19 protein-coding genes are annotated in these 23,868 nt (G+C 61.7%); 8 read left to right on the top strand and 11 right to left on the bottom strand.

The features are described from left to right. Positions 1-41: 41 nt before the first annotated feature. Positions 42-1,025, bottom strand: coding sequence for an aldo/keto reductase (locus tag HX815_RS27685; protein WP_003217060.1), 984 nt, complete (start codon positions 1,023-1,025; stop codon positions 42-44). Positions 1,026-1,136: 111 nt separating this feature from the next. Here HX815_RS27685 and HX815_RS27680 point away from each other — a divergent pair, with 111 nt between their 5' ends. The 3 genes from HX815_RS27680 to HX815_RS27670 all read left to right on the top strand — a co-directional run bounded on the left by HX815_RS27680 (position 1,137) and on the right by HX815_RS27670 (position 7,387). Beyond that, entirely contained in the window at positions 1,137-2,048 is a 912-nt protein-coding gene (locus tag HX815_RS27680) for a LysR family transcriptional regulator (protein ID WP_087692315.1), read from the top strand. A 102-nt stretch (positions 2,049-2,150) separates the two neighbouring features. Beyond that, complete coding sequence (locus HX815_RS27675) at positions 2,151-5,942, top strand: hypothetical protein (protein ID WP_256351184.1); 3,792 nt, start codon at positions 2,151-2,153, stop codon at positions 5,940-5,942. 98 nt (positions 5,943-6,040) lie between these two features. Next, the gene (locus tag HX815_RS27670) at positions 6,041-7,387 is read left to right on the top strand and encodes a sodium:proton antiporter (protein WP_177010015.1); all 1,347 of its coding nucleotides are present in this window, start codon (positions 6,041-6,043) and stop codon (positions 7,385-7,387) included. 3 nt (positions 7,388-7,390) lie between these two features. Here HX815_RS27670 and HX815_RS27665 read toward each other — a convergent pair whose 3' ends face one another. The 3 genes from HX815_RS27665 to HX815_RS27655 all read right to left on the bottom strand — a co-directional run bounded on the left by HX815_RS27665 (position 7,391) and on the right by HX815_RS27655 (position 8,373). Continuing rightward, on the bottom strand, positions 7,391-7,531 hold the full coding sequence (locus HX815_RS27665) for a hypothetical protein (RefSeq protein WP_003217070.1): 141 nt from the start codon (positions 7,529-7,531) through the stop codon (positions 7,391-7,393). 11 nt (positions 7,532-7,542) lie between these two features. Beyond that, positions 7,543-7,755: a hypothetical protein gene (locus tag HX815_RS27660; protein ID WP_003217072.1), complete on the bottom strand. Its 213-nt coding sequence runs from the start codon at positions 7,753-7,755 to the stop codon at positions 7,543-7,545. A gap of 72 nt (positions 7,756-7,827) precedes the next feature. Next, the gene (locus HX815_RS27655) at positions 7,828-8,373 is read right to left on the bottom strand and encodes a hypothetical protein (protein ID WP_003217074.1); all 546 of its coding nucleotides are present in this window, start codon (positions 8,371-8,373) and stop codon (positions 7,828-7,830) included. Between the two features lie 413 nt (positions 8,374-8,786). Here HX815_RS27655 and HX815_RS27650 point away from each other — a divergent pair, with 413 nt between their 5' ends. Both HX815_RS27650 and HX815_RS27645 read left to right on the top strand, forming a co-directional pair. After that, a complete protein-coding gene (locus HX815_RS27650; protein ID WP_003217076.1) occupies positions 8,787-10,196 on the top strand; it encodes a circularly permuted type 2 ATP-grasp protein in 1,410 nt (469 codons plus the stop codon). A 2-nt stretch (positions 10,197-10,198) separates the two neighbouring features. After that, the gene (locus tag HX815_RS27645) at positions 10,199-11,149 is read left to right on the top strand and encodes an alpha-E domain-containing protein (protein WP_003217078.1); all 951 of its coding nucleotides are present in this window, start codon (positions 10,199-10,201) and stop codon (positions 11,147-11,149) included. Positions 11,150-11,321: 172 nt separating this feature from the next. On the opposite strand, the gene msrA is transcribed toward HX815_RS27645, so the two are convergent. From msrA to msrB, 3 genes are all read right to left on the bottom strand, one after another. Further along, positions 11,322-12,017, bottom strand: a complete 696-nt coding sequence (gene msrA, locus HX815_RS27640; RefSeq protein ID WP_008433754.1) for a peptide-methionine (S)-S-oxide reductase MsrA — start codon at positions 12,015-12,017, stop codon at positions 11,322-11,324. Positions 12,018-12,164: 147 nt separating this feature from the next. Then, positions 12,165-13,922, bottom strand: a complete 1,758-nt coding sequence (locus HX815_RS27635) for a cytochrome c biogenesis protein DipZ (RefSeq protein ID WP_177029236.1) — start codon at positions 13,920-13,922, stop codon at positions 12,165-12,167. A gap of 29 nt (positions 13,923-13,951) precedes the next feature. Further along, a complete protein-coding gene (gene msrB / locus HX815_RS27630) occupies positions 13,952-14,464 on the bottom strand; it encodes a peptide-methionine (R)-S-oxide reductase MsrB (RefSeq protein WP_177029235.1) in 513 nt (170 codons plus the stop codon). 301 nt (positions 14,465-14,765) lie between these two features. Here msrB and HX815_RS27625 point away from each other — a divergent pair, with 301 nt between their 5' ends. Together HX815_RS27625 and HX815_RS27620 are read left to right on the top strand one after the other, a co-directional pair. Further along, positions 14,766-15,476 carry a response regulator transcription factor gene (locus HX815_RS27625; RefSeq protein WP_003217086.1) on the top strand — a complete coding sequence of 237 codons (711 nt, stop codon included), beginning with the start codon at positions 14,766-14,768 and terminating at the stop codon, positions 15,474-15,476. Then, positions 15,473-16,939, top strand: a complete 1,467-nt coding sequence (locus HX815_RS27620; protein WP_008433761.1) for a HAMP domain-containing sensor histidine kinase — start codon at positions 15,473-15,475, stop codon at positions 16,937-16,939. Before HX815_RS27625 ends, HX815_RS27620 begins: the two co-directional genes overlap by 4 nt. Here the strand turns inward: HX815_RS27620 and HX815_RS27615 are convergent. Together HX815_RS27615 and HX815_RS27610 are read right to left on the bottom strand one after the other, a co-directional pair. Next, the gene (locus HX815_RS27615) at positions 16,902-17,843 is read right to left on the bottom strand and encodes an alpha/beta fold hydrolase (RefSeq protein WP_177029234.1); all 942 of its coding nucleotides are present in this window, start codon (positions 17,841-17,843) and stop codon (positions 16,902-16,904) included. The two genes, HX815_RS27620 and HX815_RS27615, sit on opposite strands and share 38 nt — an antisense overlap. Continuing rightward, positions 17,836-18,762, bottom strand: a complete 927-nt coding sequence (locus HX815_RS27610; protein WP_008433765.1) for an AraC family transcriptional regulator — start codon at positions 18,760-18,762, stop codon at positions 17,836-17,838. The genes HX815_RS27615 and HX815_RS27610 overlap by 8 nt, the downstream gene beginning before the upstream one ends. A gap of 97 nt (positions 18,763-18,859) precedes the next feature. On the opposite strand from HX815_RS27610, the gene HX815_RS27605 reads away from it, so the two are divergent. Further along, positions 18,860-19,819: an oxidoreductase gene (locus HX815_RS27605; RefSeq protein WP_177029233.1), complete on the top strand. Its 960-nt coding sequence runs from the start codon at positions 18,860-18,862 to the stop codon at positions 19,817-19,819. A 16-nt stretch (positions 19,820-19,835) separates the two neighbouring features. Here the strand turns inward: HX815_RS27605 and HX815_RS27600 are convergent, their stop codons facing one another. Further along, a complete protein-coding gene (locus HX815_RS27600) occupies positions 19,836-22,094 on the bottom strand; it encodes an ATP-dependent DNA helicase (RefSeq protein WP_177029232.1) in 2,259 nt (752 codons plus the stop codon). Beyond that, positions 22,091-23,740 (bottom strand): VRR-NUC domain-containing protein, encoded by a 1,650-nt coding sequence (locus tag HX815_RS27595; RefSeq protein ID WP_177029231.1) that lies wholly within the window; start codon positions 23,738-23,740, stop codon positions 22,091-22,093. Before HX815_RS27595 ends, HX815_RS27600 begins: the two co-directional genes overlap by 4 nt. Positions 23,741-23,868: the final 128 nt, after the last annotated feature.

Below are 23,868 nucleotides of genomic sequence, written 5' to 3'. Positions count from 1 at the left end.
CTTTTGTGTTTTGCAGCTGCAAGACATCCCTGTCGCAAAGGTTAACGCTGGGCCGGGGCCATGAACTCCGGCCCTACCGGGTCTTTTATCGTGCTGGCCAGAATACGGTCGATATGTTGCAGGTCATCGGCCGTGAGCTGCCAGCCGAACGCATCTTCAACGCCTTTGAGCTGCTCCGGCCGGCGGGCGCCCCACAGTGCAACCGTGGGGCCCTGGTCCAGCACCCAGCGCAACGCCAGGGCCAGCACAGACTTGCCGTGGCATTCGCGAGCGTACACGTCCAATGCCGCGACCGCCGCCAGGTACTGCTCAAAGCGTGGCGCCTTGAATTTCGGGTCGAGCTTGCGCACGTCATCCCCGGTAAAACCCGTGGCCGCGTGCATGCTGCCGCTCAACAAACCCCGGCACAGCGAACCGTAAGCCAAAACCACCAGTGAATTTTGCTTGGCGTACGGCAGGATATCGCTGTCGATCGCCCGCTCAAACAGGTTGTAGGGCGGCTGCACGGTGTCCAGGTGCGTGTACTGGCGGAAATCGTCCATTTGCGCAGGCGAATAATTGCTCACCCCCACGGCAAGGATCTTGCCTTCACGGCGCAGTTTTTCCAGCTCGCCGGCGGTTTCCTCCTGAGCTACCAACGGGTCGGGCCAGTGAATCTGGTAGAGGTCGATGTAGTCGGTTTCGAGGCGCAGCAGTGAGTCTTCGATTTCCTTGCGGATACGTCGGGCCGTGGCATTGCGGCGCACCGTGCCGTCGTCCCATTGCAACCCGGCCTTGGTGGCGATCACCGCCGTGTGGCGTACACCGCGCAGGGCCCGGCCGATCAGTTCTTCCGACAGCCCAAGGCCGTAGACCGGCGCACTGTCGATAAAGTTGATGCCGCTGGCCAGCGCATGACGAATGGTCTTGACCGAGACCTCATTATCGGCGCCGCCCCACATCGAGCCACCCATGGACCAGGTGCCCAGTGCAATCCGCGAGACGGCCTTGTCGATGCCTGGGATCTTGATGGTTTCGATACTCATGAAAAAGCCTCCGCCAGAAACAATCAGTAAAAAAACGATTACTCTAGATCATCCGTGGTTGAATCGGGCTCAACGCCGCGTGCAACCCAAACCCCATATAAGGTGCTTGATATGGCTGCGTTCAATCGCTCCGAGTTGGCCGACCTGAATGTCTTCATGGCGATCATCCGTCGCCGCAGTTTCCGGCATGCCGCCAATGAACTTGGCGTCACCACCTCGGCCCTGAGCCACACCATGCGCAACCTGGAAACGCGCCTGGGGGTCAAATTGCTGTATCGCACCAGCCGCGCCGTAGAGCCTACCGATGCCGGTGTGGTACTGGCGGAAAAACTCAGTGCCGGCTTTGCGACGATCCAGGACGGCCTCGACACCCTCGAACTGTACCGCGAGGCGCCGATTGGCCGCCTGCGCCTGAACGTACCCCGGGATGCCGCGGTGCTGCTGATTTCGCCGGTGCTCGGCGAGTTCACCCGCACCTACCCGCAACTGCGCCTGGACGTGATGATCGAGGACCGCATGCTCGACATCGTCGCAGAGGGCTACGACGCAGGAATCCGCTATGGCGCCACGGTGCCCCAGGACATGGTGGCCGTGCCGCTGACCGGCGAGCTGCGCTGGATCATGGTCGCCTCCCCGGCCTACCTCGCACAGGCAGGGACACCTGCAGTGCCCAGGGACTTGCTCACGCACTCCTGTGTACGCATGTACCTGGGCGACAAGACCACCTACAAATGGGAACTGGGCAATGGCGTACGCCAGCAGCGGCTCGATGTGCCCGGCCACTTCAGCGCGGCCGACACCCAGACCATCGTTGATGCGGCCCTGCAAGGCGTGGGTATCGCCTACTGCCTGGAGAATCGCGTGCTGGCGGAACTGGCCGACGGGCGCCTGGTGGAAGTGCTGCCCGACTGGGCCTGCATCGGCGCGCCGCTGTGCATGTACTACCCCAGCCGGCGTCAGTCGCAGCCGGGATTGCGCCAGCTGATCGACATGATTCGGCTGAGGACCGCGGCGCACCCTTAGCATGGGCGCGTAAAACGCCGTATCAATCTGCATGCCAGTGGGATGGAATCGCTGAGGGGGCATCGGGTACGAAGAGTTACACCCGCTGGAGCGAAGCGCTGCTTGGGTGTACTCGATAAATTACCGGATCCCCCTCCTATGACAATTGCTCCTACTCAGGCTACGGCTTCTTTCATTCCTTTGAACGCACCTGACAAGCCGCTTCCCCCGGCGCGGCTCCAGGCCGCAGCGCCGGAAAATGCCGCGCCAGGCTCCCCCGGGACCAGGATCCCCAGCCCGCGTGCCGATGCCGACGGTGAACTGGCAGGCCAGGTAGCCAGCGCGCTGCGTCAGGTCAAGGGCGACGGCCATGACGACGCGATCATGGTCGAGAACATTCCGCCGAACTCAACGTTCGGGCAGTGGTGGTCGCAGTTGGGGCGTGCCATGGAGTCCCCGCAAGTCCGTGACTGGATGAGGGAAAACGGGATAAACCCCAATTCAGTGATGATTGACCCCAATACCGGGAAGATCACCTACCAGCGCAGGCCCTCCGCCGCCGCGCAACCCAACGGCCCCGATGACAAAGGCTGGGCGCAGGTGGGCGCACAGGTCAGGGACGCCGCACGCGTTATCGGCGACGGTAACCCGATCCCCTTCAAACCGCCGCTCTCCCAAAACAGCAACAGTGCCCCCCTGTGGTTGGTGAGCCAATTCTACAAAGAGCAAGAACATATCCTGCCGGATCATGCCCACGAGCGTGCAGATGAGTTGGCGCGCGACAAAGCTTTTACCGGCGTGAGCGGCCCGCGTTTTGCGGACCTGCACGAAACCCGTGGTGAGGATGAGGTTGAACGCCAGAAAGCCCTGGTGGGCAATACCCAGACGCTGAACACCGTGGGGCGTGAACTCAATTACCTGCTTGAGCGGATTCGATCGGGCAGCATTGGGAGCGGTGACGTTCTCGACTACCTGCAAAAGAATAAAGTCGAGCTTCACCCCGACAGCGCTTACCGCCAGGTCGGGAGCACCGACTCAGGGAGCACCATTAGCCTCAAGGAATTCCTTGAGATCAATGGCTGGGACGTGCCAACCACGCCCGAGGAGGTGGAGAACCTGACGAATTATCTGCTCAGGCCTGAACTCCAGGCGCCGCTCCATGGCAATTATGGCGGTGCGCTGGAATGGCAGCCCCCGCTTGCGCCCGAGGCGGCGAATCAGCTGCGGTCCGACCTGCGCCGCGGCAAGATCGGCGACGTTGATTTGAACGGCGCCAGGAACGTAGTGGAATACCTCATGCAGGGCAAGTCGTTCACGCCTTCCGAGCTGGCTGACCCGCAGCGGGTGCTCGACTCGCTGATCCGCTCCCCCAAGGGCAAGGCGTTGGGCGAGGCCCTCCAGGCAAAATTTGACGCGCAGTCCATCAAAGGCAGTGCCACTGATTGGCTGTTGGCGGCCATGAGTGTGGACAAAGACAACTCGTTCCGCGCGACAGACCCCAGGTCCAGGCATCACATCGCCGGTTTTGCCGTGACCGGGAACAGTACCTGGGGCAAACCCGCCTCCGGTATCGTCAGCCGGTTGGCCGAACATCTTGTCAGCACCGGCAAGGCATCGTCACCCGAGGCAGCGGCGCTACAAGCGCATCTGCTGCTCTCCACCCGCGCTCCGGAGTTCCTGGTTAAAGACATCCCGGACCAGGTCACCCCGGGTTCCCATAGTTGGGTCAGTTTTGTCACCGCGGTAGAACGCATCGAAGCGCAGTCTCCGGGTTCAACCGCAGGGATGTCCTACGGGCAGGTCATGCTCCACGCTGAGGTCGCGCCGGTCTCCGCCCAGGAGCGTTATGTCGAATATGCCGCCCAGCAAGAGGCGCTCAAGGATTGGGGAAGCGCGAACGGTATGCCGTATCCGGTGACCGAAGGCCAAATGAATGATGTACGCGATGCATTCGATGCGCAGATCACCGAGCTGAGCGCGGCCAGTCAAACACAGAGCATGCCGATGCCATTACGCAAGGAAATGGCCCTGGAGCAGTTGCGCAAAGCCCTGCCAGGCATGGATACGGCAACCCTGGAAGACAAGAGCATCACGCTGGAACCCGCCCATAGCGATTTCCCGGGGCCTTATTCGATCCTCGACTTGTATATGAAGGACGCGCTTCACCATCGACCTGGCGTCGAAGAACCACCGGCCGTAGGGGTACTTGGAATTGGGCCCCCGCCCCCCGCTGACAATCATTGGGTGACCTCATCCAGTACGTTGAACCTCAGCGAGGTGCTGGAAAAAACCAAAGACCTGCCAAGTATGCCGAACGTGTTCCAGGACGCGTTCGGGGAATACGCCGACGGCATCGAAAAAAGCGTCGCGACCCAGGTCAAGTGGATGGTTTCGCGGCTCCCTGAAGAAGACCGTAAAAACCTGGAATACGGCGAAATCACAGTGGTCAGGGAAGTCGACGTCGATAAGGACAACTTTGGCAAGGAAACCCGCAAGCGGGTGCCCGACGACAATTGCCTGCTGGTGAAAACCAGGCGCAACAACCAGGTGCACATCTACGAAATCAATCTCAGGACCGCAAAGATTACCGAGCGTACGGACCTGGGTGACTTCACGGCAGGCAAACAGCCTTCCAATCACACCCATTACCATAAAGACCTGGAAGAAGTCATACCTTCGGGCGAGTACGCACCCGGGTTGACGGATGAAAAAATCCAGGCCGCCAACCCCAAGAGCTTTGGCAGTGCCCGAACGTCTTATATTGCCGATGCCATGGTGAAGGATGTTGATATCCGGTCATTCAAAAAAGAGGCCGAGGGGGTCACCACGCTTGATACCGAGGTTCCCTTTTACAAGAAAGTCAATGAATTCCTCCTCAACCTGATCCCCTTGAGGTCGGCAATCGTCAACTTTCAAAACGGCAACATCGGCGAAGGTGTCGGCGACCTGGCCCTGGATATATTTGGGTTTGCCGTGGGCCTCGGTGCGGCAGCCAGGGGGGCCAAGGCCGTGGCCGCCGGCGCATCGGCTTTCAGCAAGTTCGCCCAGGGCGCGAAGATTGTCGGGCGCGCGGCGCTGGGGAGTTTCAATCCGTTGAGCGGGGCTGATGATCTGGCCCGGAGTGCATTGAAGCTGGGGCGCACCACGCTGACCGCTGGACGTAACGGCGTCAATCATCTGCGTGGCGCCTTGCGCAGTGTCGACCTGACGTCACTGGCGAAAAAGCCCGGCATTGCCGAAGGCACTTACAAGGCGGCCAATGCGACCGAAGAAGCCAAGGTGTTTGCGAAGTTTGATGACGCCACCGGTAATTGGCACGCCTTGAATGTGAAAACCAGACAGCCCTTTGGCGAGCCGCTGGAAAATTTCAAAGCTGACGCCGTGCCGGTAGAAGCGCTTCGCGACAAACTGGAGAAGCTCCATGCCAAAACGGGATACACCGGGACAATCTGCTACGAAAAAACCATGTTCGTCGGGATGGCAGACAATGCACTCCCGTTGAAAACTCGCGAGGCCGTGCTGGGCAGTGTGGTCAGGAGCGGGGATTCCAATTACACGCAACGCTACAAGGATCTGATGGGTATTACTGTCGAGAATACCAGCGCCGTATTCAGGCCCGCGGACATTACCGAATCAGGCGTTATCAACTTTATGAGCAATAAAGCAGACGGCAATATCGTACACACCGCCTATATTCAAAAGAGCAGTGATGGAAAGCTCTATATCTACAACACCAACCAAGCCGGCCTGGACAAAGCCATGTTCGATGCCACTGGCACTCTTGATCAATCGGTCGGTGCAACGGTATTCAGTCTTGATAATGACGGGCTGCAAAAGTTTCTCGACTCGGGGTTCACCTTTTCCTTCACCCCAAACAGCACCCTCAATGCCAACGTAACACGCCTGGCGACCTGACAAACCGCGCATTGTCCGGGCAGGCAATGCGCGTTTTTTGAACCTCTCTCTCCCGGCAAACCTCAAACGTTCACACAGACCATGCCCGGGACTATTCAATGACCTTCATCCTATGGATGGCCGTACTGGGCGCGGTGTTGCTCACCCTCGCCCTCACCTCCTCCTACCTGCGCTGGATGCCGGTCACCACCTCGGCGGTGTGCCTGTTGCTCGGCGTGGGTATCGGCCCGCTGGGCATGGACCTGCTGCATCTGGACATCAAGGCCTCGGCCAGTTGGATGGAACACCTGACGGAAGTCGCGGTGCTGTTTTCGCTGTTCGTCAGCGGGCTGAAACTGCGTCTGCCCCTCAAGCACCGAACCTGGCGCATTGCGTTTGGCATGGCCGGGCCGGTGATGCTCTTGACCATCCTCGGGACGTGCCTGGTGCTGCATTGGCTGCTGGGGTTGTCGTGGGGGGTTTCACTGCTGGTGGGGGCGATCCTTGCGCCCACCGACCCGGTGCTCGCGGGCCTGGTGCAGGTCAATAACGCGCAGGATTATGACGCGCTGCGCTTCGGTCTTTCCGGTGAGGCAGGCTTGAACGACGGCACGGCCTTCCCGTTCGTGATCTTTGCGCTGATTTTCATGCAGCACGGCGGGTTCGACGGTGACTGGCTGGGCGGCTGGGTGCTGAAAAACCTGCTCTGGGCCGTACCTGCCGGGTTGCTCGTGGGCTACTGGATGGGGCGTGGCATCGGTCGCGTCACCCTGAAGATGCGTATCACCAATGCCGACAGCACCCTGTCACCGAATGACTACCTGACGCTGGCGCTGATCGCCCTCGCCTATGTGGTGGCCGAAGCCATCGGCGGCTACGGCTTCCTGTCGGTATTTGCCGCCGGCCTGGGGCTGCGCCAGGCCGAGTTCAAGTCCACCGGCAACTCACAAACCCCGGCGGAACATCTGGCACAGCCGGTGGTTGGCCACATGGAAGTTGAGCCGGAGCATGCGTTGCATGGCGATGTCGGGCAACTGCAGGACACGCAAATCGCCGCCGGGGTGATGATGGGCGACATGCTCGCCTTTGGTGGGCTGGTAGAGCGTTCGATGGAAGTGTTCCTGGTGACCCTGCTGGGCGTGGTGCTGGTCAGCCATTGGGACTGGCGGGCGCTGGCGGTGGGGGCGGTGCTGTTTTGCGTGATTCGCCCCCTCAGCGTGCTGTCGATACCCTGGGGCAGCTTGCTGAATCGCCATCAGCGCGGGCTGGTGGGCTGGTTCGGGATTCGCGGGATCGGCAGCATCTACTACCTGTTCTATGCCATCAACCACGGGCTGGTGGGCACCAGCAGTGCGGTCGCGGTGAACCTGACGCTGTCAGTCATTGCCCTGAGCATCGTCGTTCATGGTCTCAGCACGCAGCCGATGCTGGCGTGGTATGAACGACGTGCCCAGGCACAACAATGACGTCTACTCCTGGTTTTCAGTGTTGCCGACGTCAGCGGCATCATCCAGGTCGTTAAGCGGTACTTCGGCATCATCCATCAATGAACCCGGGTCTTCATTGCCCGGGTCATTGAGTTCATCGTCTTCGTCTATTTCAACTGACATCACCGTCTCCTCTAACCGCCTTGGGTATCGATATCGGCATCGGTTTCAGGCTTGGGCTCGCGCTCGGGCTTGAAGTCTGGACTGTAGTCGTTTTCCTTGGCCTTGGGGTCGCTGGCAGGCTTGGGGTCTTTTGGCGCGTCGGCCGCGGTGCCGGGGGCCGGTTCGCCGCGGTCGATGGCGGGATCGTTACGGTTGCTGGTTTGCGGGTCGTTGTCTGTGCTCATGGCTCACCTCTGTTGGAAAACGCAGGCTGCGTAAAAGTAAGGTCCCGTGCGGGTCGGTGAAGTTCCAATTGCTTATGAGCCGGGGTTGTCCACCTGGATGTAAAACGCGTAGGCCCCCAGCATCACCCAGAACACCATGAACAGCCAGGGCGCGCGCATCGAGAACAACAGCGACTTGCGATAGCCCTTGTGGGACGACTCCATCTCACTGAACAGTGGCGACTCATCGTAGGCCAGGCCCATCACCGGCTCGCTGCGCAGCAGTTCGCTCTGCTTGTAATGCCAGTGGTCGATGATTTCGTAGGCCGCCCGAATCCCCGGCCAGGCGTTGAGGGAACTGAGAATGCCCAGGGTCGCCAGGAACACGGGCACCACCAGGGTGAACAGCTTGCCCCATTCGGGGTTCAGGTTGCCCATGCCGGACACGAAGGCGATCACCAGGAATGACTGGGCCGTGAGGTAGGCGTCGGTACGGTTGGCCAGGATGCTGGTTTCGTACTGGATTTCACGCCGGTAAAAGTCGAGACGGTCCTTGGGCGAACCGAAAATCTTCGCGTTGTGTTCGCTGTGGTCGGTCAGGCTCGATTCCGGGGTGTCGGGTGAGATGATTCTGGGCACATCCGTGCTCCGTGCTGGCATTTGAAGCAGTTTAGAAGAACCGGGCTGGTGCAAAGTTCAAGTAATCAGTGCACCGTTTTGAGGCGATAGGGCCGCATCGGTGGCGCGGGAGCTTGGGCCCGCTGGACCGGGACAGCGCTCCAGTGCGCAGCGGTCTGATTCCTTTTTGGGGCCCCTGCGCAGCCCAGCGGGAGCAAGCTCCCTCGCCACAAGGTGGATGGCACAGGCATTGCTTTAGTCCTTTATCTGCCCGGATACAGGAGCAATCGTTACCCCCCGACCCAGAGCCCACCCCAAAAGAAAGTAAGGACCAGGCCTGCTGGCACCATCAGCCACGGGCTCATAAAAAAATGCGTTTTCTAAAGCGGCAGTGCCAAAGCGCAGTTAGTCCCGGCACTGACAAGGTAATTGGAATGGCTCGATCTTTCTTTGATGAAATGAATGACGCACAAGGCGTTTGCCGTGCGCATTATCAGGAATTCTCCCGCTGGCTGGCCAACACGCCGCCAGAACTGCTGGCCCAGCGCCGCCGTGAAGCCGACCTGCTGTTTCACCGCGCGGGGATCACCTTCACCCTGTATGGCGACGAGCAAGACACCGAGCGCCTGATCCCCTTCGATATCATCCCCCGCAGCATCCCCGCCAGTGAGTGGAGTGTCATCGAGCGCGGCTGTATCCAGCGGGTGAATGCGCTGAACATGTTCCTTGCCGACATCTACCACGACCAACGCATCATCAAGGCCGGGATCATTCCCGCCGATCAGGTGCTGGGCAACGAGGGATACCAGAAAGCCATGGTCGGCCTGGACCTGCACCGCGATATCTACTCGCACATCTCCGGGGTCGACCTGGTGCGCGATGGCGACGGCACCTACTACGTGCTCGAAGACAACCTGCGTACCCCCAGCGGCGTGAGCTACATGCTCGAAGACCGCAAGATGATGATGCGCCTGTTCCCCGAGGTGTTCGCCAAGCAACGCATCGCCCCGGTGGACCACTATCCCAACCTGCTGCTCAAGACCCTGAAAAGCTCCAGCCGCCTGGACAACCCGAATGTGGTGGTGCTGACGCCAGGCCGGTTTAACAGCGCGTTCTTCGAGCATGCATTCCTGGCCCGGGAAATGGGCGTGGAGCTGGTGGAAGGCGCCGACCTGTTCGTGCACGACCTCAAGGTGTTCATGCGTACCACCGACGGCCCCAAGGCCGTGGATGTGATCTACCGCCGCATCGACGACGCCTTCCTCGACCCGCAGGCTTTCAACCCCGATTCGATGCTCGGCGTGCCCGGCCTGGTCGCGGCGTACTGCGCGGGCAACGTAGTGCTGGCGAATGCGATCGGCACCGGCGTGGCGGACGACAAGTCGATCTACCCGTACGTGCCGGAGATGATCCGGTTCTACCTGGATGAAGAGCCGGTCCTGCAAAACGTGCCGACGTTCCAGTGCCGCAAGCCGGATGAGCTGTCCCACGTACTGGCGCACCTGCCGGAGCTGGTGGTCAAGGAAACCCAGGGTTCCGGCGGCTACGGCATGCTGGTGGGCCCGGCGTCCAGCGCGGCCGAGATCGAGGACTTCCGCCAGCGTATCAAGGCCCGCCCTCACGCCTACATCGCCCAACCGACCTTGAGCCTGTCCACTTGCCCGACGTTTGTCGAAAACGGCATCGCGCCGCGGCATATCGACCTGCGACCGTTCGTGCTCTCGGGCAAGGAAACCCGCCTGGTGCCCGGTGGCTTGACCCGCGTGGCGCTGCGCGAAGGCTCATTGATCGTCAACTCGTCGCAAGGCGGCGGAACCAAGGACACCTGGGTGGTGGAGGGCTGAGTATGCTGAGTAGAACCGCCGCAGATCTGTATTGGATGTCCCGTTACCTGGAGCGTGCCGAGAACCTGGCGCGCATGCTGGAAGTCAGTTATTCGCTGTCGTTGATGCCCCAGGCCGGGCGCAGTGACGGGCTGGACGAGTTGGCCATGTCGCTGCTCAGCAGCGGCACCCTGGACAGTTACCTTGAGCGCCATCAGCAACTGGACGCCGAGCGCATGCTGCACTTCTTCGCCCTCGACGAGGAAAACCCCGCCAGTATCTACAATTGCCTGCGGGCTGCACGGGGTAATGCCCATGCGGTACGGGGGCGGATCACGGCTGATATGTGGGAAAACCTCAACGCCACCTGGCTGGAGATGCGCAGTATTGCGGCCGGCGGGTTGGCGCGGCATGGCATCAGCCACTTTTGTGACTGGGTGAAGCAGCGCTCGCACCTGTTTCGTGGGGCGACGTCCGGGACGATCATGCGTAACGATGCGTATCGGTTTATTCGGCTGGGGACGTTTGTCGAGCGGGCGGATAACACGTTGCGGTTGCTGGACGCGCGGTATGAAATGTTTGGGGAAGAGTCCGAGGAAGTCAGCGACCTTTCGGCACGCGGGTATTACCAGTGGAGCGCGTTGTTGCGGGCGCTGTCGTCGTTTGAGGCGTATACCGAGCTGTACCCGAATGCGCTGAATGCGCGGTCGGTGTCGGAGTTGTTGCTGTTGCGCAGTGATGTGCCGCGCTCGTTGCATGCGTGTATCGAGGAGTTGAGCCATATCCTGGCGGACCTGCCGGGGAGTTATGGGCGTACGGCCCAGCGTTTGGCGGCGGAGTTTGAGGCGCGGCTGAGGTATACAGGGATTGATGAGATTCTGGAGGATGGGCTGCATAGCCGGTTGACGGATTTTATCGACACCGTGCGGGAGTTGGCGCGGGCGATTCATAGCTCCTACCTTGAAGTCGTCTGATAATCGTTCCCACGCTGATCGTTCCCACGCTCCGCGTGGGAATGAATCCGGTGACGCTCCGCGTCACGACTTCAAGAGCGGACGCAGAGCGCCCTGGCGGCGTTCCCACGCAGAGCGTGGGAACGATCGTCCTGCGTGGGAACGATCGTCGAAAGTGGGAACGATCATAGGTCTACTGGTTTTTCACCAGTACCGGTTCTGCGCGGTACTGCTCAGGGAACAATTTTTTCAGCTGGGCCACCTTTGGCAGGTCGTTGATCACGATGTAGGGGTACGACGGGTTTTCGGTCAGGAAGTCCTGGTGATAGGACTCCGCCGGGTAGAAGGCTTTGCCCATCTCGATCTTGGTCACGATCGGCTTGTCGAAGGCTTTCGCGGCGTCGAGCTGGGCGATGTAGGCCTGGGCGACTTTTTGCTGTTCGGCGTTCTGGGCAAAGATCGCCGAGCGGTACTGGGTGCCGCTGTCCGGGCCCTGGCGGTTGAGTTCCGTGGGGTTGTGGGCGACCGAGAAGTAGATCTGCAGCAGCTTGCCGTAGCTGACCTTGCTCGGGTCGTAGGTCACGGCGACGGACTCGGCGTGGCCGGTATCGCCGCCGCTGACGCTTTCGTACTGCGCGGTGCTCGCCGCGCCGCCGTCATAGCCGGAGACGGCGTTTTTCACCCCTTGTACATGCTGGAACACACCCTGCACGCCCCAGAAGCAGCCGCCGGCGAAGACCGCGGTTTGCAGGTTGTTCGCGTCTGCCGGCAGGTCCATGGCCGGCGGCGCGATGGCCACGGCGTCGTCGGACGGGCCGAAGGAGAACGCCGAGCTGTGGCCGACAAAGGCGGCGAACGCCAGGGCCGGTAAGTACTTAAGCAGTTTCATCTCAGTCACTCCGAAACATCAGGATAAATGCAATCAACTGTGGGAGCTGGCTTGCCTGCGATGGCGGTGGTGAATTCAACATCGCTATCGCAGGCAAGCCAGCTCCCACATTGATTGGGTTTTCAGTTCAAGCGTTACGTCGCCGGGTTAGCCGAAGGTGAAGGCGTAAGCCGCCACGTGTGGGTCAAGAAACTCGATGCTGAACGTACGGTCCTTGATGGCATCCGGCTGGCGCACTAACTGGTACAAACGTTGTTCGGTCACGGTGCCGCTGCCATCCGGTGCGACGTCGGTGCCGTGGGCATCCCCCGGCGCCTGGCCGTCGATGCTGACCTTGAAGCGCACCGGCTTGCCGTCGGCGCCCGGGCCCAGCACCAGGTGCAGGTCACGGGCGTGGAAGCGGTAGACGATCTTGCCGTTGGCCGCTGCGAGGGTGGCTTGCTGGCCGCCGACGTTCCATGGGCCTTCCAGGGTCCAGTTGTTCAAGGCCAGGTTGCCGGCTGCCGGGTAGTTCACCACCTTGTCGGTGCCCAGGGTGCCGGTGGTCACGAAGTTCTCGGCGCGCTGGAAGCCCAGGTAGGTTTCCGGCGACTGCACTTCGTTCATGTCCGGTGCGGCCTGGATGCCCTTGGCATCGGCTTCGATCAAGCCGCCCGCCACCTTGGTAGCGCCCGCCTCACGCAGCAGTTGCTGGATCACTCGTTCGGACTCGGCGTAGTCACCCTCGCCAAAATGGTGATAGCGGATCTGGCCCTTGGCATCGGCAAAGTAATGCGCCGGCCAGTACTGGTTGTTGAAGGCGCGCCAGATCTTGTAGTTGTTGTCGATGGCCACCGGGTAAGTGATGCCCAGGTCCTTCATGGCCTTGGTGACGTTGTTCACGTCGCGTTCGAAGGCGAATTCCGGAGCGTGCACACCGATCACCACCAGGCCCTGGTCGCGGTATTTCTCGGCCCAGGCCTTGACGTACGGCAAGGTGCGCAGGCAGTTGATGCAGGAGTAGGTCCAGAAATCCACCAGCACCACCTTGCCTTTCAACGCCTCGGCAGTCAGTGGCTCGGAGTTGAGCCATTGCACGGCACCATCCAGCGGCGGCAACTGGCCTTCCACTGGCAGCGTGTCACTGTGGTTGGCGGCCATCATCGCGCCGCCGGCCATCATCGCCCCGCTCTTCTGTTCAGGCTTGGCGCTGAGTTTCTCCACCAGGCTTTGTTCCAGGCCACCGGTTGACGCCGTCGACAGGCGCGCCAGGATCCCGGTGTCCAGGCCCAGGGCGATGGCCGCCACACCGGCCAACATCAGGGCGCCGAGCCCACGACGCAGCCATTCACCAGCGCCCAGCGAACGCTTCATGAAGCCGAAGACTTTACCGCCGACCAGCAGCGCCAAGGCCAGGGAGGTGGCAGCCCCTGCCGCGTAGGCCAGCAAGAGCAAGGTAGTGCCGATACTGGCGCCCTGCAGCGCGGCGCCCGTCAGCACCAGCCCGAGGATGGGCCCGGCGCACGGCGCCCACAGCAGCCCGGTGGCCACGCCGATCAGGAACGATGCGCCCGGACGCGGCCGCGAATCGGCCCCGGCGGCTTCCGACAGGCGACTGCCCGCGGCCACCAGCGGCCGGGTCAGGCGCTCGGACAGGCTTGGCAGCAGCAGCGTCAGCCCGAATAGCGCAACAAACAGCAACGCGAGCCAGCGACCGTACTGATTGACTTGCACCACCCAACCGCCGCCCACCGCCGCGAGCGAGGCGACCAGGGCGAAGGTCATCGCCATCCCCAGCAGCAGCGGCAAGCCACTGCGCAAAAACGGCTGCCCGGTGCGAGCGAAGACAAAAGGCAGAACCGGCAGGATGCAGGGACTGACAATCGTCAGCACGCCGCCCAGATATGCGAGAACCAAAAGCCACATGGGGTAGACCCTTATAGGAAGACATTGAATTAAGTCGCGGTGAACGTCATGGCTGCGCCGTTCATGCAGTAGCGCAGGCCGGTGGGTGCCGGGCCGTCATCGAACACGTGGCCCTGATGACCGCCGCAGCGGCGGCAGTGGATTTCCTTGCGTAGCACGCCGAAGGAGGTGTCGACGTGGCTGGCCACGGCGTTTTCCAGGGGTTGCCAGAAGCTGGGCCAGCCGGTGTGGCTTTCGAATTTGGTGGCTGAGGCGTACAGGGGCAACGCGCAACCGGCGCAGGCGAAGGTGCCGTTGCGGTGTTCACTGTTGAGGGCGCTGCTGTAGGGGCGTTCGGTGCCCTCCTCCCGCAGGATCGCGTACTGCTCGGCGGTCAACAGGGTGCGCCATTCGGCGTCGGTGTGGCTGACTTCGAAATGTTCGGCGGCTTCGGCTTCGGCGATCAGGGCGGGGCCGGCGTTGATTTTTTGCAGCAGGCCACCGGCGATTACCGCGAGGCCGAGGCCGCCGCCGGCGAGCAGGATCTGTCGACGTGAATACATGAGTTGCTCCTCACACAAGTGCGGATGGCTGGCGAAGCCCCTATGGCTGACAAACAAACTGTGGCGAGGGAGCTTGCTCCCGCTGGAGTGCGCAGCGCTCCCGGCTTTTTTGGGGCCGCTGCGCGACCCAGCGGGAGCAAGCTCCCTCGCCACAATGAGGGGGGCGTACTTTTGCCGTTGCGATGAGTAAGGTTAGGCCCGGGGTGGTCGCGGAATCCTCACGCAGAGTTAAACAATTCGTGATAACTACACTGTTGCAAAAGCCGCACAATGCGCGAATCAAGAAGACAGGTTTCTATCAATGGATCAGCCCAAACGTGTCCTGGTGGTCGAGGACGATGCCCATATTGCCGATTTGATCTGCCTGCACCTGCGGGACGAGCAGTTCGAGGTGGTTCACAGTGCCGATGGTGACGAAGGCCTGCGCCTGCTGGAGCAAGGCGGCTGGGATGCGTTGATCCTGGACCTGATGCTGCCCGGCGTCGACGGCCTGGAGATCTGCCGGCGGGCCCGGGCAATGACGCGCTACACGCCGATCATTATCACCAGTGCCCGCTCCAGCGAGCTGCATCGCATCCTCGGCCTGGAACTGGGGGCGGATGACTACCTGGCCAAGCCGTTTTCCATGCCGGAGCTGGTGGCGCGGGTCAAGGCGCTGCTGCGCCGGGTCGACGCCATGGCGCGCAACTTGAAGATGGACGCCGGCAGCCTTGACCTCGGCCAGTTGTTCATCAACCCGCTGACCCGTGACGCCACCCTGCAAGGCCAGCGGCTGGACCTCACGCCCCGGGAATTCGACCTGCTGTACTTTTTCGCCCGCCAACCGGGCAAGGTATTCTCGCGCATGGACCTGCTCAACGCCGTGTGGGGCTACAGCCACGAAGGTTACGAACACACCGTCAATACCCATATCAACCGCCTGCGGGCCAAGGTCGAGGCCGATCCGGCCAACCCGGCGCGCATCCTCACGGTGTGGGGCCGTGGCTACAAGTTTGCCGAGCAATCGGCATGAGGCTGACCCTTACCCAGCGCCTGTCCCTGGTGTTCGCGCTGTTGCTGCTGATTTGCAGCGGCACGTCGGCCTGGCTGCAAGTGCGCTCCAACCACATGCATGAACTGGAAGTGGTGCAAGGCCTGTCCCGCGACCTCGCCGCGCACATCGCCCGGGATACGCAGTTGATGGACGCCGACGGTCTCAAGCCGGACGCGGTGCGCAACCTGTTCAGCCAGTTGATGCTGGTAAACCCGAGTGTCGAGGTGTACCTGCTGGACATTAACGGGCGTGTGGTCGGCAACGCTGCGCCCAGCGGCCACCTGCGCCGCGACCAAGTCAACCTGGAGCCGGTGCGCCGTTTCCTCAGCGGCGCGATGCTGCCGATCCTCGGCGACGACCCACGCAGCGTCGACGGCCTCAAGGTGTTCAGCGCCGCGCCGCTGCGGGTCAACGGCCAGCAGGCCGGCTACCTGTATGTGGTGCTGCTGGGCGAAGCCCATGATGTGTTCGACGCCCGGGATGCCACCGGCATGGCACTGAACATCGCCCTGTGGTCCATCGCCCTGGTGGCATTGTTGTGCTTGCTCGCGGGTTTGACCGCGTTCGCCTGGATCACCCGGCCCTTGCGGCAACTGACCGAGAAGGTCGGCCAGTTCGACATCAACGGCGCACCGAAAGTCCCGCAGGCCGTGGCGCCCGAGGTTGCCAGCCAGGATGAAATCGCCGTGCTCGACCACGCATTCGTGCAGATGGAGAACCGCCTGGGTGAACAGTGGCGCGCCATCACCCATCAAGAGCAGGAACGCCGGGAGATGGTCGCGAATATTTCCCATGACCTGCGCACACCGCTGGCCTCCTTGCATGGCTACCTGGAAACCCTGTCCCTGAAAGACGCCAGCCTGACCCCGCAGGAACGCCGGCGTTACCTGGGCATCGCCCTCGACCAGAGCCGCAAGGTCGGCGGGCTGGCCCAGTCGCTGCTGGAACTGGTACGCCTGGAACACGGGTTTGTGCAGCCGGTCATCGAAGGCTTTTCAATACCCGACCTGGTGCAGGACATTTTCCAGAAGTTCGAACTGACCGCGGAAGCCCGGGCGATCACCCTCACCGCCAGCCTGCCGCCGGTGGTGCCAACCGTATTGGCCGACCTGGGCCTGATCGAACGGGTACTCACCAACCTGCTGGATAACGCCCTGCGCCATACACCGCCCAATGGCGAAGTTGAAGTGACCCTGGCCCCCAAGTCCGGTTTTGTTGAAGTCACGGTGAGCGACAGCGGCCCCGGGATTTCGGCGGATCTGCGCGAAGGTCTGTTCCTGCGCGCCTTCACCATTGGTGGGGCTCGACGCGATGGCGGCCTGGGCTTGCGCATCGTGCACCGGATCCTGCAACTGCACGGTCAGGAAATCCGCCTGATCGATGTGCCAGGACGCGGCGCGACGTTCACGTTCGCCCTAGAAACCCGAGCAGCAGTTCGTTGACCTTGGGCCCCTGCTCGTTCTGAATCCAGTGGCCGCAGTTGGCCAGGACGCTTTGTTGCAGGTTCGGCACGACGTCGGGCATGCGCTTGAGGGTGTGGGCTTCGAACACGCCGACCGGGTCGCGGTCGCCGATCAGGAACAGCGTCGGTTGCAGCACCTGCCTGCCGGCGAGGAACTCGGTGCGCTGCCAGTTGCGTTCGAAGTTGCGGTACCAGTTCAACGGGCCACGAAAGCCGTCATTGGCGAAGGTCTGAACATACACGTCGAGGTCCTGCTGGCTGCACCAGGCCGGGAGCGTACCGGGCAGCGGCACACCTTCCAGCAGCTTCGCGCTGGCGGGTTTCTTCTGCAGGAAAACGTCCTGGTCCTGCATGAACAGCCGTAATGTCCGCTCGATATCGGCATCCAGTTCCTTTTCAGCCACACCCGGGGCCTGGAAGTACAGGATGTAATTGAAGCGATCGGCGTACAGCTCGCGCATAATCTCGATCACCGGCCTGCGGGAGCGTCCGGCGAACGGTACCGACATCGTCACCAACTGGCTGACGCGCTCTGGCTCGAGCAACGCCAGGTGCCAGGCCACCACGGCGCCCCAGTCATGGCCAATCATGACGACCCGGCGATGCCCGAACAGGTCCATGGCGCCCTGGATATCCGCGCACAGGGTCAGCAGGTCATAGTCGGCCACTTCCGGCGGCGCGCTGGATTGTCCATAGCCGCGCATTTCCGGGACAAACACCCGATAACCCTGGGCCACCAGCGCCGGAATCTGCTCGCGCCAGGAGTGCCAGCACTCGGGAAACCCATGCAGCAACCACACCGGCGGGCCGCTCTCGGGGCCGGCGATGTGCACGTTCAACTCAATGCCGTTGACCTTGACCTTCTGCTGCAGGGTTTCACTCATCACTGGGTTCCTTGTGTGGGGTTCGCTCGCGGTATTCCCGGGGAGAACAAGCCATCACGCGCTTGAAAGCATTGCTGAAAGCGCTGTCTGACTGATAACCCAGGGACTGGCCGATCGTGGACACGCTGTTGTCGCTGGCTTTCAAGGCCTGTACCGCCAGGTGCATACGCCAGCGGGTCAGGTATTCCTGCGGTGCCAGCCCTACCCGTTGCTTGAAGTGCAAGGCGAAGGTGGAGCGGGATTGACTCGCCACGCCGGCCATTTCACTCAATGTCCAGCGCCGGGCGGGTGCTGCGTGAATTTCCCGCAGCACCGGGGCCAGCCTTGGATCCGCCAAGGCTCCCAGCCAGCCGGTGGTATGGGTGCCCATGGAAGATTGATAGAGCCGCAGGATTTGCACCAGCATCATTTGCGCCAAATGCTCGGTCATCAGCGCCGCGCCTTGTAACGGGCTAGCGTACTCCCGGGCCAGGCGATCCAGGCACCAACGCAACACGGCGGCCTGTTCGGAGTTGGCACTCACGCGCAACACCGGCGGCAGGCTATCCAGCAACAGTCGGGCGTCGTCCCCGTAGATAAATCGTCCGCCGATCAAGAACAGATCCACCGTGGCACCCACCGTGGCGATGCCTCCCACCGCATCGGCATACACCTCACGTGCATCGAGTCCTTCAGGGCACAGATTGCTGGACAGCCTCCACGGGCGTGCCTGGGTCAACAGGAAACAATCTCCCTCATACAAGCGTATCGGTACTGCCAGCCCTTCCACTTCCAGCCAGCAACTACCCTCCACCACCGCGTTGAACTTGATGCCATCCGGCGCCGCAAAGTCAATGGCCCAGGTGCCCCCAGCCTTCAGGCCGGCGAAGGTCGAGCGATGGCTTTTTAACAGTGCCAGCACATCGGAAAGGGTATCCATAAAAGCTCCGGACGATCGCGACAGAAACACGGACTCTAGGGCATTCCGCGTCCGGGCTCCAGCGAGAGACTCTAGGCCTCCCATAAGGAGATCTTTCATGGCTGACAAACAAACCCCAATTGGCAGCGGCTTCGATGCCGGCACTACCGCCCAGCAAGCCTTGGCGGGCAGCGATTTGCGAGGCAAGACGGTGATTGTCACCGGTGGCTACTCCGGCATTGGCCTGGAAACGGTTCGCGTGTTGGTCGACGCGGGTGCGCAGGTGATCGTTCCCGCGCGGGATCCTGAAAAGGCCGAACGCAACCTCTCGGGCATCATCGGTGTTGAACACGCCAGCCTGGATTTACGCGACCCGATTTCCATCGACCGTTTTGCCGAAAACTTCCTCGCCAGCGACCGGGCATTGAACCTTCTGATCAATAGCGCCGGAATCATGGCCACACCACTGCAACGGGATACGCGAGGTTTCGAAGCGCAGTTCGCCACCAACCACCTGGGCCACTTCCAGCTAACCGCGCGGTTGTGGCCGGCGCTGCGTGAGGCTAATGGCGCACGAGTGGTTTCGGTATCATCCCTCGGCCATCGTCTCAGCCCTGTGCATTTCGATGACCCGCAATTTGAACACCGCCCCTATGACAAGTGGCTCGCCTACGGCCAATCAAAAACCGCCAACGCACTGTTCGCGGTAGCACTGGACCGACGAGGTAAAGCGGAGGGTGTGCGCGCATTTTCCGTGCACCCGGGGGAAATCCTCACCGACCTGATCCGCTACCTGGACAAGGACGACCTGGCATTCGTCGGCGCACTGGATGAGCACGGCAATATCCGCCGCGCCAGTCACTACAAGAGCCCCGAGCAAGGCGCCGCGACCTCGGTGTGGTGCGCTGTCAGCCCGCAACTGGAGGGCATGGGCGGACTCTACTGCGAAGATTGCGATGTGGCCGCTTCGTCGCAGGATGACACCCGGCGCAACGGAGTAAGACCCTGGGCTGTCGACCCGGAGCACGCCGAACGTTTGTGGCTCTTGAGCCAGCAACTGTGCAGTGTCTCGTTGTAGTTTGGGGCTCTTGTGTTCATAGAGAGATCGACCACCAGCGCGGCAATAACTGCCGCACCCGCGCTTCGCCAAACCGGTCATCAATCAGCATTACCACCCCTCGGTCCTGCTGGCTGCGGATCACCCGGCCCGCAGCTTGCACCACCTTCTGGATGCCCGGATAAAGGTAGGTGTAGTCATAACCGGCGCCGAAAATCGCGCCCATCCGCAGCTTGAGCTGCTCGTTCACCGGGTTGAGTTGCGCCAGGCCCAGGGTGGCGATAAACGCGCCGATCAGCCGGGTGCCCGGCAGGTCGATGCCTTCGCCGAATGCGCCGCCAAGCACGGCAAACCCGATGCCCTGGCTGTGCTGGGTGAACTGGTCGAGAAATGCCTGGCGTTCAGCCTCGGCCATGCCCCGTGACTGCTGCCACAGCGGGATGCGCGGGTGCCGTTCGGCGAGCAAATGCGCCACTTGCTGCAGATAATCAAAACTGCTGAAAAACGCCAGGTAGTTGCCCGGCGCCTGGGCAAACTGCGCTGCAATCAGCTCGACGATGGGCTCCAGGGACGCCTGGCGATGCACAAACCGGGTGGAGATCCGGTCGACGATATGCACCCGCAGCTGCTCGGCCTTGAACGGTGATTCCACATCCACCCAGGCCGTGTCGGGCGGCATTCCCAGCAAGTCCGCGTAGTAGTGCCGCGGGCTCAGGGTTGCGGAAAACAGCACGCTGCTGCGGGCCGCCGTCAGCCGGGGCCGAATGAATTCGGCGGGCACCACGTTGCGCAGGCACAGGTTCGATGAACTGCGCTTGCCGCTGAGTTCACGTTTGCTGATGTCGAAAATGAAGTGTTCGTTGAACAGCTCGGCGACCTTGGCAAACTGCAACGCCTCGAAGTAGAAGGCTTGCAGTTCGCCATTGAGTGCTTCGGGATAGTCGTTGAAATATTCACCCATGGCGCTGGTGCACAGGCTCAGCGCCTGCAGCAGTTTGTCGGGTTTCTGGGCGTAGGCCTGATAAGGCGCCACTTGCTCCTTGTGCAGGGCATTCCACTCACGGTTCAGGCGCTGGAGCGGCTTTTTCAGCGGCTCGGGTGCGATCTCGCGCAGGGTCTTGAGCGTGTACTGGTCGAGGGCCGCGCTGTACATCGAGCGGCCACGCTCCACCAGGTTGTGGGCTTCGTCCACCAGCACCGCGACGCGCCACTGGTTGAGCTGGGCCAGGCCGAACAGCATGGCGCCGAAGTCGAAGTAATAGTTGTAGTCGGCGACCACCACGTCGGCCCAGCGTGCCATTTCCTGGCTCAGGTAATAGGGGCAGACGTCATGGGCCAAGGCGACTTCCCGCAGGTTGCGCTGGTCCAGCAGGCGCACGCGGGAAGCGGCTTCGCGGGCCGCCGGCAAGCGGTCATAAAAACCCTTCGCCAGTGGGCAGGAGTCGCCGTGGCAGGCTTTGTCCAGGTGTTCGCAGGCCTTGTCCCGCGCCACCAGCTCCAGCACCCGCAATGGCAGATCGGGGCTGCTGTCATACAGCACCTGCGCCGCATCCAGCGCGAGTTTGCGGCCCGGGGTCTTGGCGGTCAGGAAGAACACCTTGTCCAGCTGTTGCGGCGCCATGGCCTTGAGCATCGGGAAAATCGTGCCGACGGTCTTGCCAATTCCGGTAGGCGCCTGGGCCATCAGGCAGCGGCCGGTGCTGACCGCCTTGTAGACCGTTTCCGCCAGGGCGCGCTGGCCTGGGCGAAACGCCGCATGGGGAAAGCCCAGGGTAACCGCTGCGGCATTGCGGGCTTCGCGCTGGTGCATTTCCTGTTCGGCCCAGCCGAGGAACAGGGTGCATTGCTGCACGAAGAATGCCTGCAGGTCATCAGCCTGAAACCGTTGGCTGAGCAGCGTCTCGTGCTCGCCGACAATGTCGAAGTACACCAGCGCCAGGACAATCTCCGACAACCCGAGCTTCTGGCACATCAACCAGCCATAGACCTTGACCTGTGCCCAGTGCAGTTGCCGGTGGTTGGCCGGTTGTTTATCCAGGTCGCCGCGATAGGTTTTCACCTCTTCCAGCTGGTTGCGGTCCGGGTCGTAGCCATCCGCCCTGCCCCGGACTTTCAACTGCTGGTATTCGCCCTCCAGCGCGACTTCATTCTGGTAATGGGCGCTGCGCCGCGAGGCCACGGTGCGGTGGCCGACAATCCCTTCCTGGGCACTGGGAGACGGGGTAAAGCGCAGGTCGAGGTCGCCGACCTTGGCGGTGAATTCACATAATGCACGCACCGCGACGCTGTAGCTCAAGCGGCCTGCCCCGCCCAGCGCACATAACACACAGTGACGGGCATCTGGTGTTCGCCGCAGAACTCCAGCCAGCGCAGCTGGTTGTCCTGCAGGCGATCACCGGGGCCTTTGACTTCGATCATGCGGTAGGTTTTTTCTTCGGGCCAGAACTGGATCAGGTCGGGCATGCCGGCGCGGTTGGCGCGGATATCCAGCAGCAGGCGTTCGAACCAGTGGCGCAGGTGCGCCGCTGGCAGGCAGTCGAGGGCCTGATCGAGCAGTTCTTCGCTGAGCACGTTCCAGAACACGAAGGGTGACTGGATGCCCCATTTGTCTACATAACGCTGGCGAATGGTGTGCTTGTAGCGCTCACCGTCCAGTTGGCCCAGGCACTCGGCGAACAGCTCGGCGCGCCGCAGATGAAAATCCTCGCTGTGCAGGTCTACCGGCCCGCGCTGGAACGGGTGGAAAAACGACCCCGGCAACGGCGCGAAAATCGCCGGCCAGCACAGCAGGCCAAACAGCGAATTGATCAGGCTGTTCTCGACGTAATGCACGGGTGCACCATGGTCGCTGAGGTGCGCCTGTACGCAATACTCCACCGACATCATCGGTTCCGGGGCCGGCAGTTCGAGGTCCAGGCGCACGATCTCGCGGGGTTTTGCCCTGGGCAGCGCCGGCTCGCCGAGCTTGCGTCGCAGCCTGGGTATCACGCGCAGCAAGTGCTGCTGTTCGGCAGCGCTTTCCGGGGCCTGTTGCGCCTCACGGGCCAGCCCCATCGCCTGGGCAAAATCCTCCTGGCGCTCCAGCACCCGGATCAGCCGCGCCCGTGCGCCCGGATAGGTGCAGCCCCGGTAGATAGCTTCCGCCAGGGCCAACTCGGCGCTGCGCTCACAATACTGGCCCACCTGGAACAACAGCTTGGCCCGACGTTTCTCCAGCCAGGGGTTGTCGGTGTGCAAGGTAGCGATTTGTTCCAGCACGCCATCGAGTGCCTCGCCCGCTTCAAAGGCCTGCTGGCACTGATGCAGGAACAGGAAGCCGTGCACATCGTCACGGCTGCGCAAACCGCGGGATTCGGCGCAGAATTCGACTTTCTCGTAGGTAAAGATGCCCAGGTCCGCCAGCACAAATTCCGACCAGTCCTGATAGAGATTACCGAAGAACATCAGGCGCAGGCGGTCGCACAGTTCCATCACGGTGAGGCTGTAAAGCTGATCGGCCAGGTCCGGGCACCAGTGCTGGAAGTGACGCAGTTCACAAAACTGCGTTGACAGCGTTTCCAGCCAGTCCGCCTTCCTGGCCTTGGGTTGCTCGATCCAGGGTTTGAACGCCGCCAGGATTTCCGCTTTCTGCAACAGGCCGAACAGCTCGCCGAACGACAACAGGCATTGATCCGTCACCCAACCCTGTTCCAGCAAAGGCACAACCGCCTCGTGCACCGCGCCGATCTCGACATAGTTAAGCTTGCCCGCCCGGAAATGCGCGCCCTTGCGCATCACCATGCGTACCAGTAACGCCTGGGAAGCCTGCGGCAAGCTGTCAAATTGCTGAATGAAATGCTCTTCGTCCGGGGCCAGCAAATCGGCATAACGCTGCCCCAGCCAGGCGAGCACTTGGCGGAAGTTATGCAGGTAATAGAGCGGATCTTCTAGGGGATTGGACATTTCAGGCACTGGATCAACCACTGTTTATGCATACAGAGTGCCGTCCCTGACCGACTGTTGCAATCAGTAATAGATCAAAGGCACACGCAACTTTTTGCGTAATAATGATCAGATGGCTGTCAGCCACA

The sequence above is a fragment of the Pseudomonas sp. E6002 genome, from assembly GCF_013385565.1.
Taxonomy (GTDB): Bacteria; Pseudomonadota; Gammaproteobacteria; order Pseudomonadales; family Pseudomonadaceae; genus Aquipseudomonas.
Note: the sequence above shows the minus strand (reverse complement) of the source record. Positions and strands in the feature narration are given on the sequence as shown.

Bases quoted from the DNA above. Each gene is read 5' to 3' on its own strand.
- HX815_RS27685 (WP_003217060.1), bottom strand. From the start codon at position 1,025: ATGAGTATCGAAACCATCAAGATCCCAGGCATCGACAAGGCCGTCTCG.
- HX815_RS27680 (WP_087692315.1), top strand. From the start codon at position 1,137: ATGGCTGCGTTCAATCGCTCCGAGTTGGCCGACCTGAATGTCTTCATG.
- HX815_RS27670 (WP_177010015.1), top strand. From the start codon at position 6,041: ATGACCTTCATCCTATGGATGGCCGTACTGGGCGCGGTGTTGCTCACC.
- HX815_RS27665 (WP_003217070.1), bottom strand. From the start codon at position 7,531: ATGTCAGTTGAAATAGACGAAGACGATGAACTCAATGACCCGGGCAAT.
- HX815_RS27660 (WP_003217072.1), bottom strand. From the start codon at position 7,755: ATGAGCACAGACAACGACCCGCAAACCAGCAACCGTAACGATCCCGCC.
- HX815_RS27650 (WP_003217076.1), top strand. From the start codon at position 8,787: ATGGCTCGATCTTTCTTTGATGAAATGAATGACGCACAAGGCGTTTGC.
- HX815_RS27645 (WP_003217078.1), top strand. From the start codon at position 10,199: ATGCTGAGTAGAACCGCCGCAGATCTGTATTGGATGTCCCGTTACCTG.
- msrA (WP_008433754.1), bottom strand. From the start codon at position 12,017: ATGAAACTGCTTAAGTACTTACCGGCCCTGGCGTTCGCCGCCTTTGTC.
- HX815_RS27635 (WP_177029236.1), bottom strand. From the start codon at position 13,922: ATGTGGCTTTTGGTTCTCGCATATCTGGGCGGCGTGCTGACGATTGTC.
- msrB (WP_177029235.1), bottom strand. From the start codon at position 14,464: ATGTATTCACGTCGACAGATCCTGCTCGCCGGCGGCGGCCTCGGCCTC.
- HX815_RS27625 (WP_003217086.1), top strand. From the start codon at position 14,766: ATGGATCAGCCCAAACGTGTCCTGGTGGTCGAGGACGATGCCCATATT.
- HX815_RS27620 (WP_008433761.1), top strand. From the start codon at position 15,473: ATGAGGCTGACCCTTACCCAGCGCCTGTCCCTGGTGTTCGCGCTGTTG.
- HX815_RS27615 (WP_177029234.1), bottom strand. From the start codon at position 17,843: ATGAGTGAAACCCTGCAGCAGAAGGTCAAGGTCAACGGCATTGAGTTG.
- HX815_RS27610 (WP_008433765.1), bottom strand. From the start codon at position 18,762: ATGGATACCCTTTCCGATGTGCTGGCACTGTTAAAAAGCCATCGCTCG.
- HX815_RS27605 (WP_177029233.1), top strand. From the start codon at position 18,860: ATGGCTGACAAACAAACCCCAATTGGCAGCGGCTTCGATGCCGGCACT.
- HX815_RS27595 (WP_177029231.1), bottom strand. From the start codon at position 23,740: ATGTCCAATCCCCTAGAAGATCCGCTCTATTACCTGCATAACTTCCGC.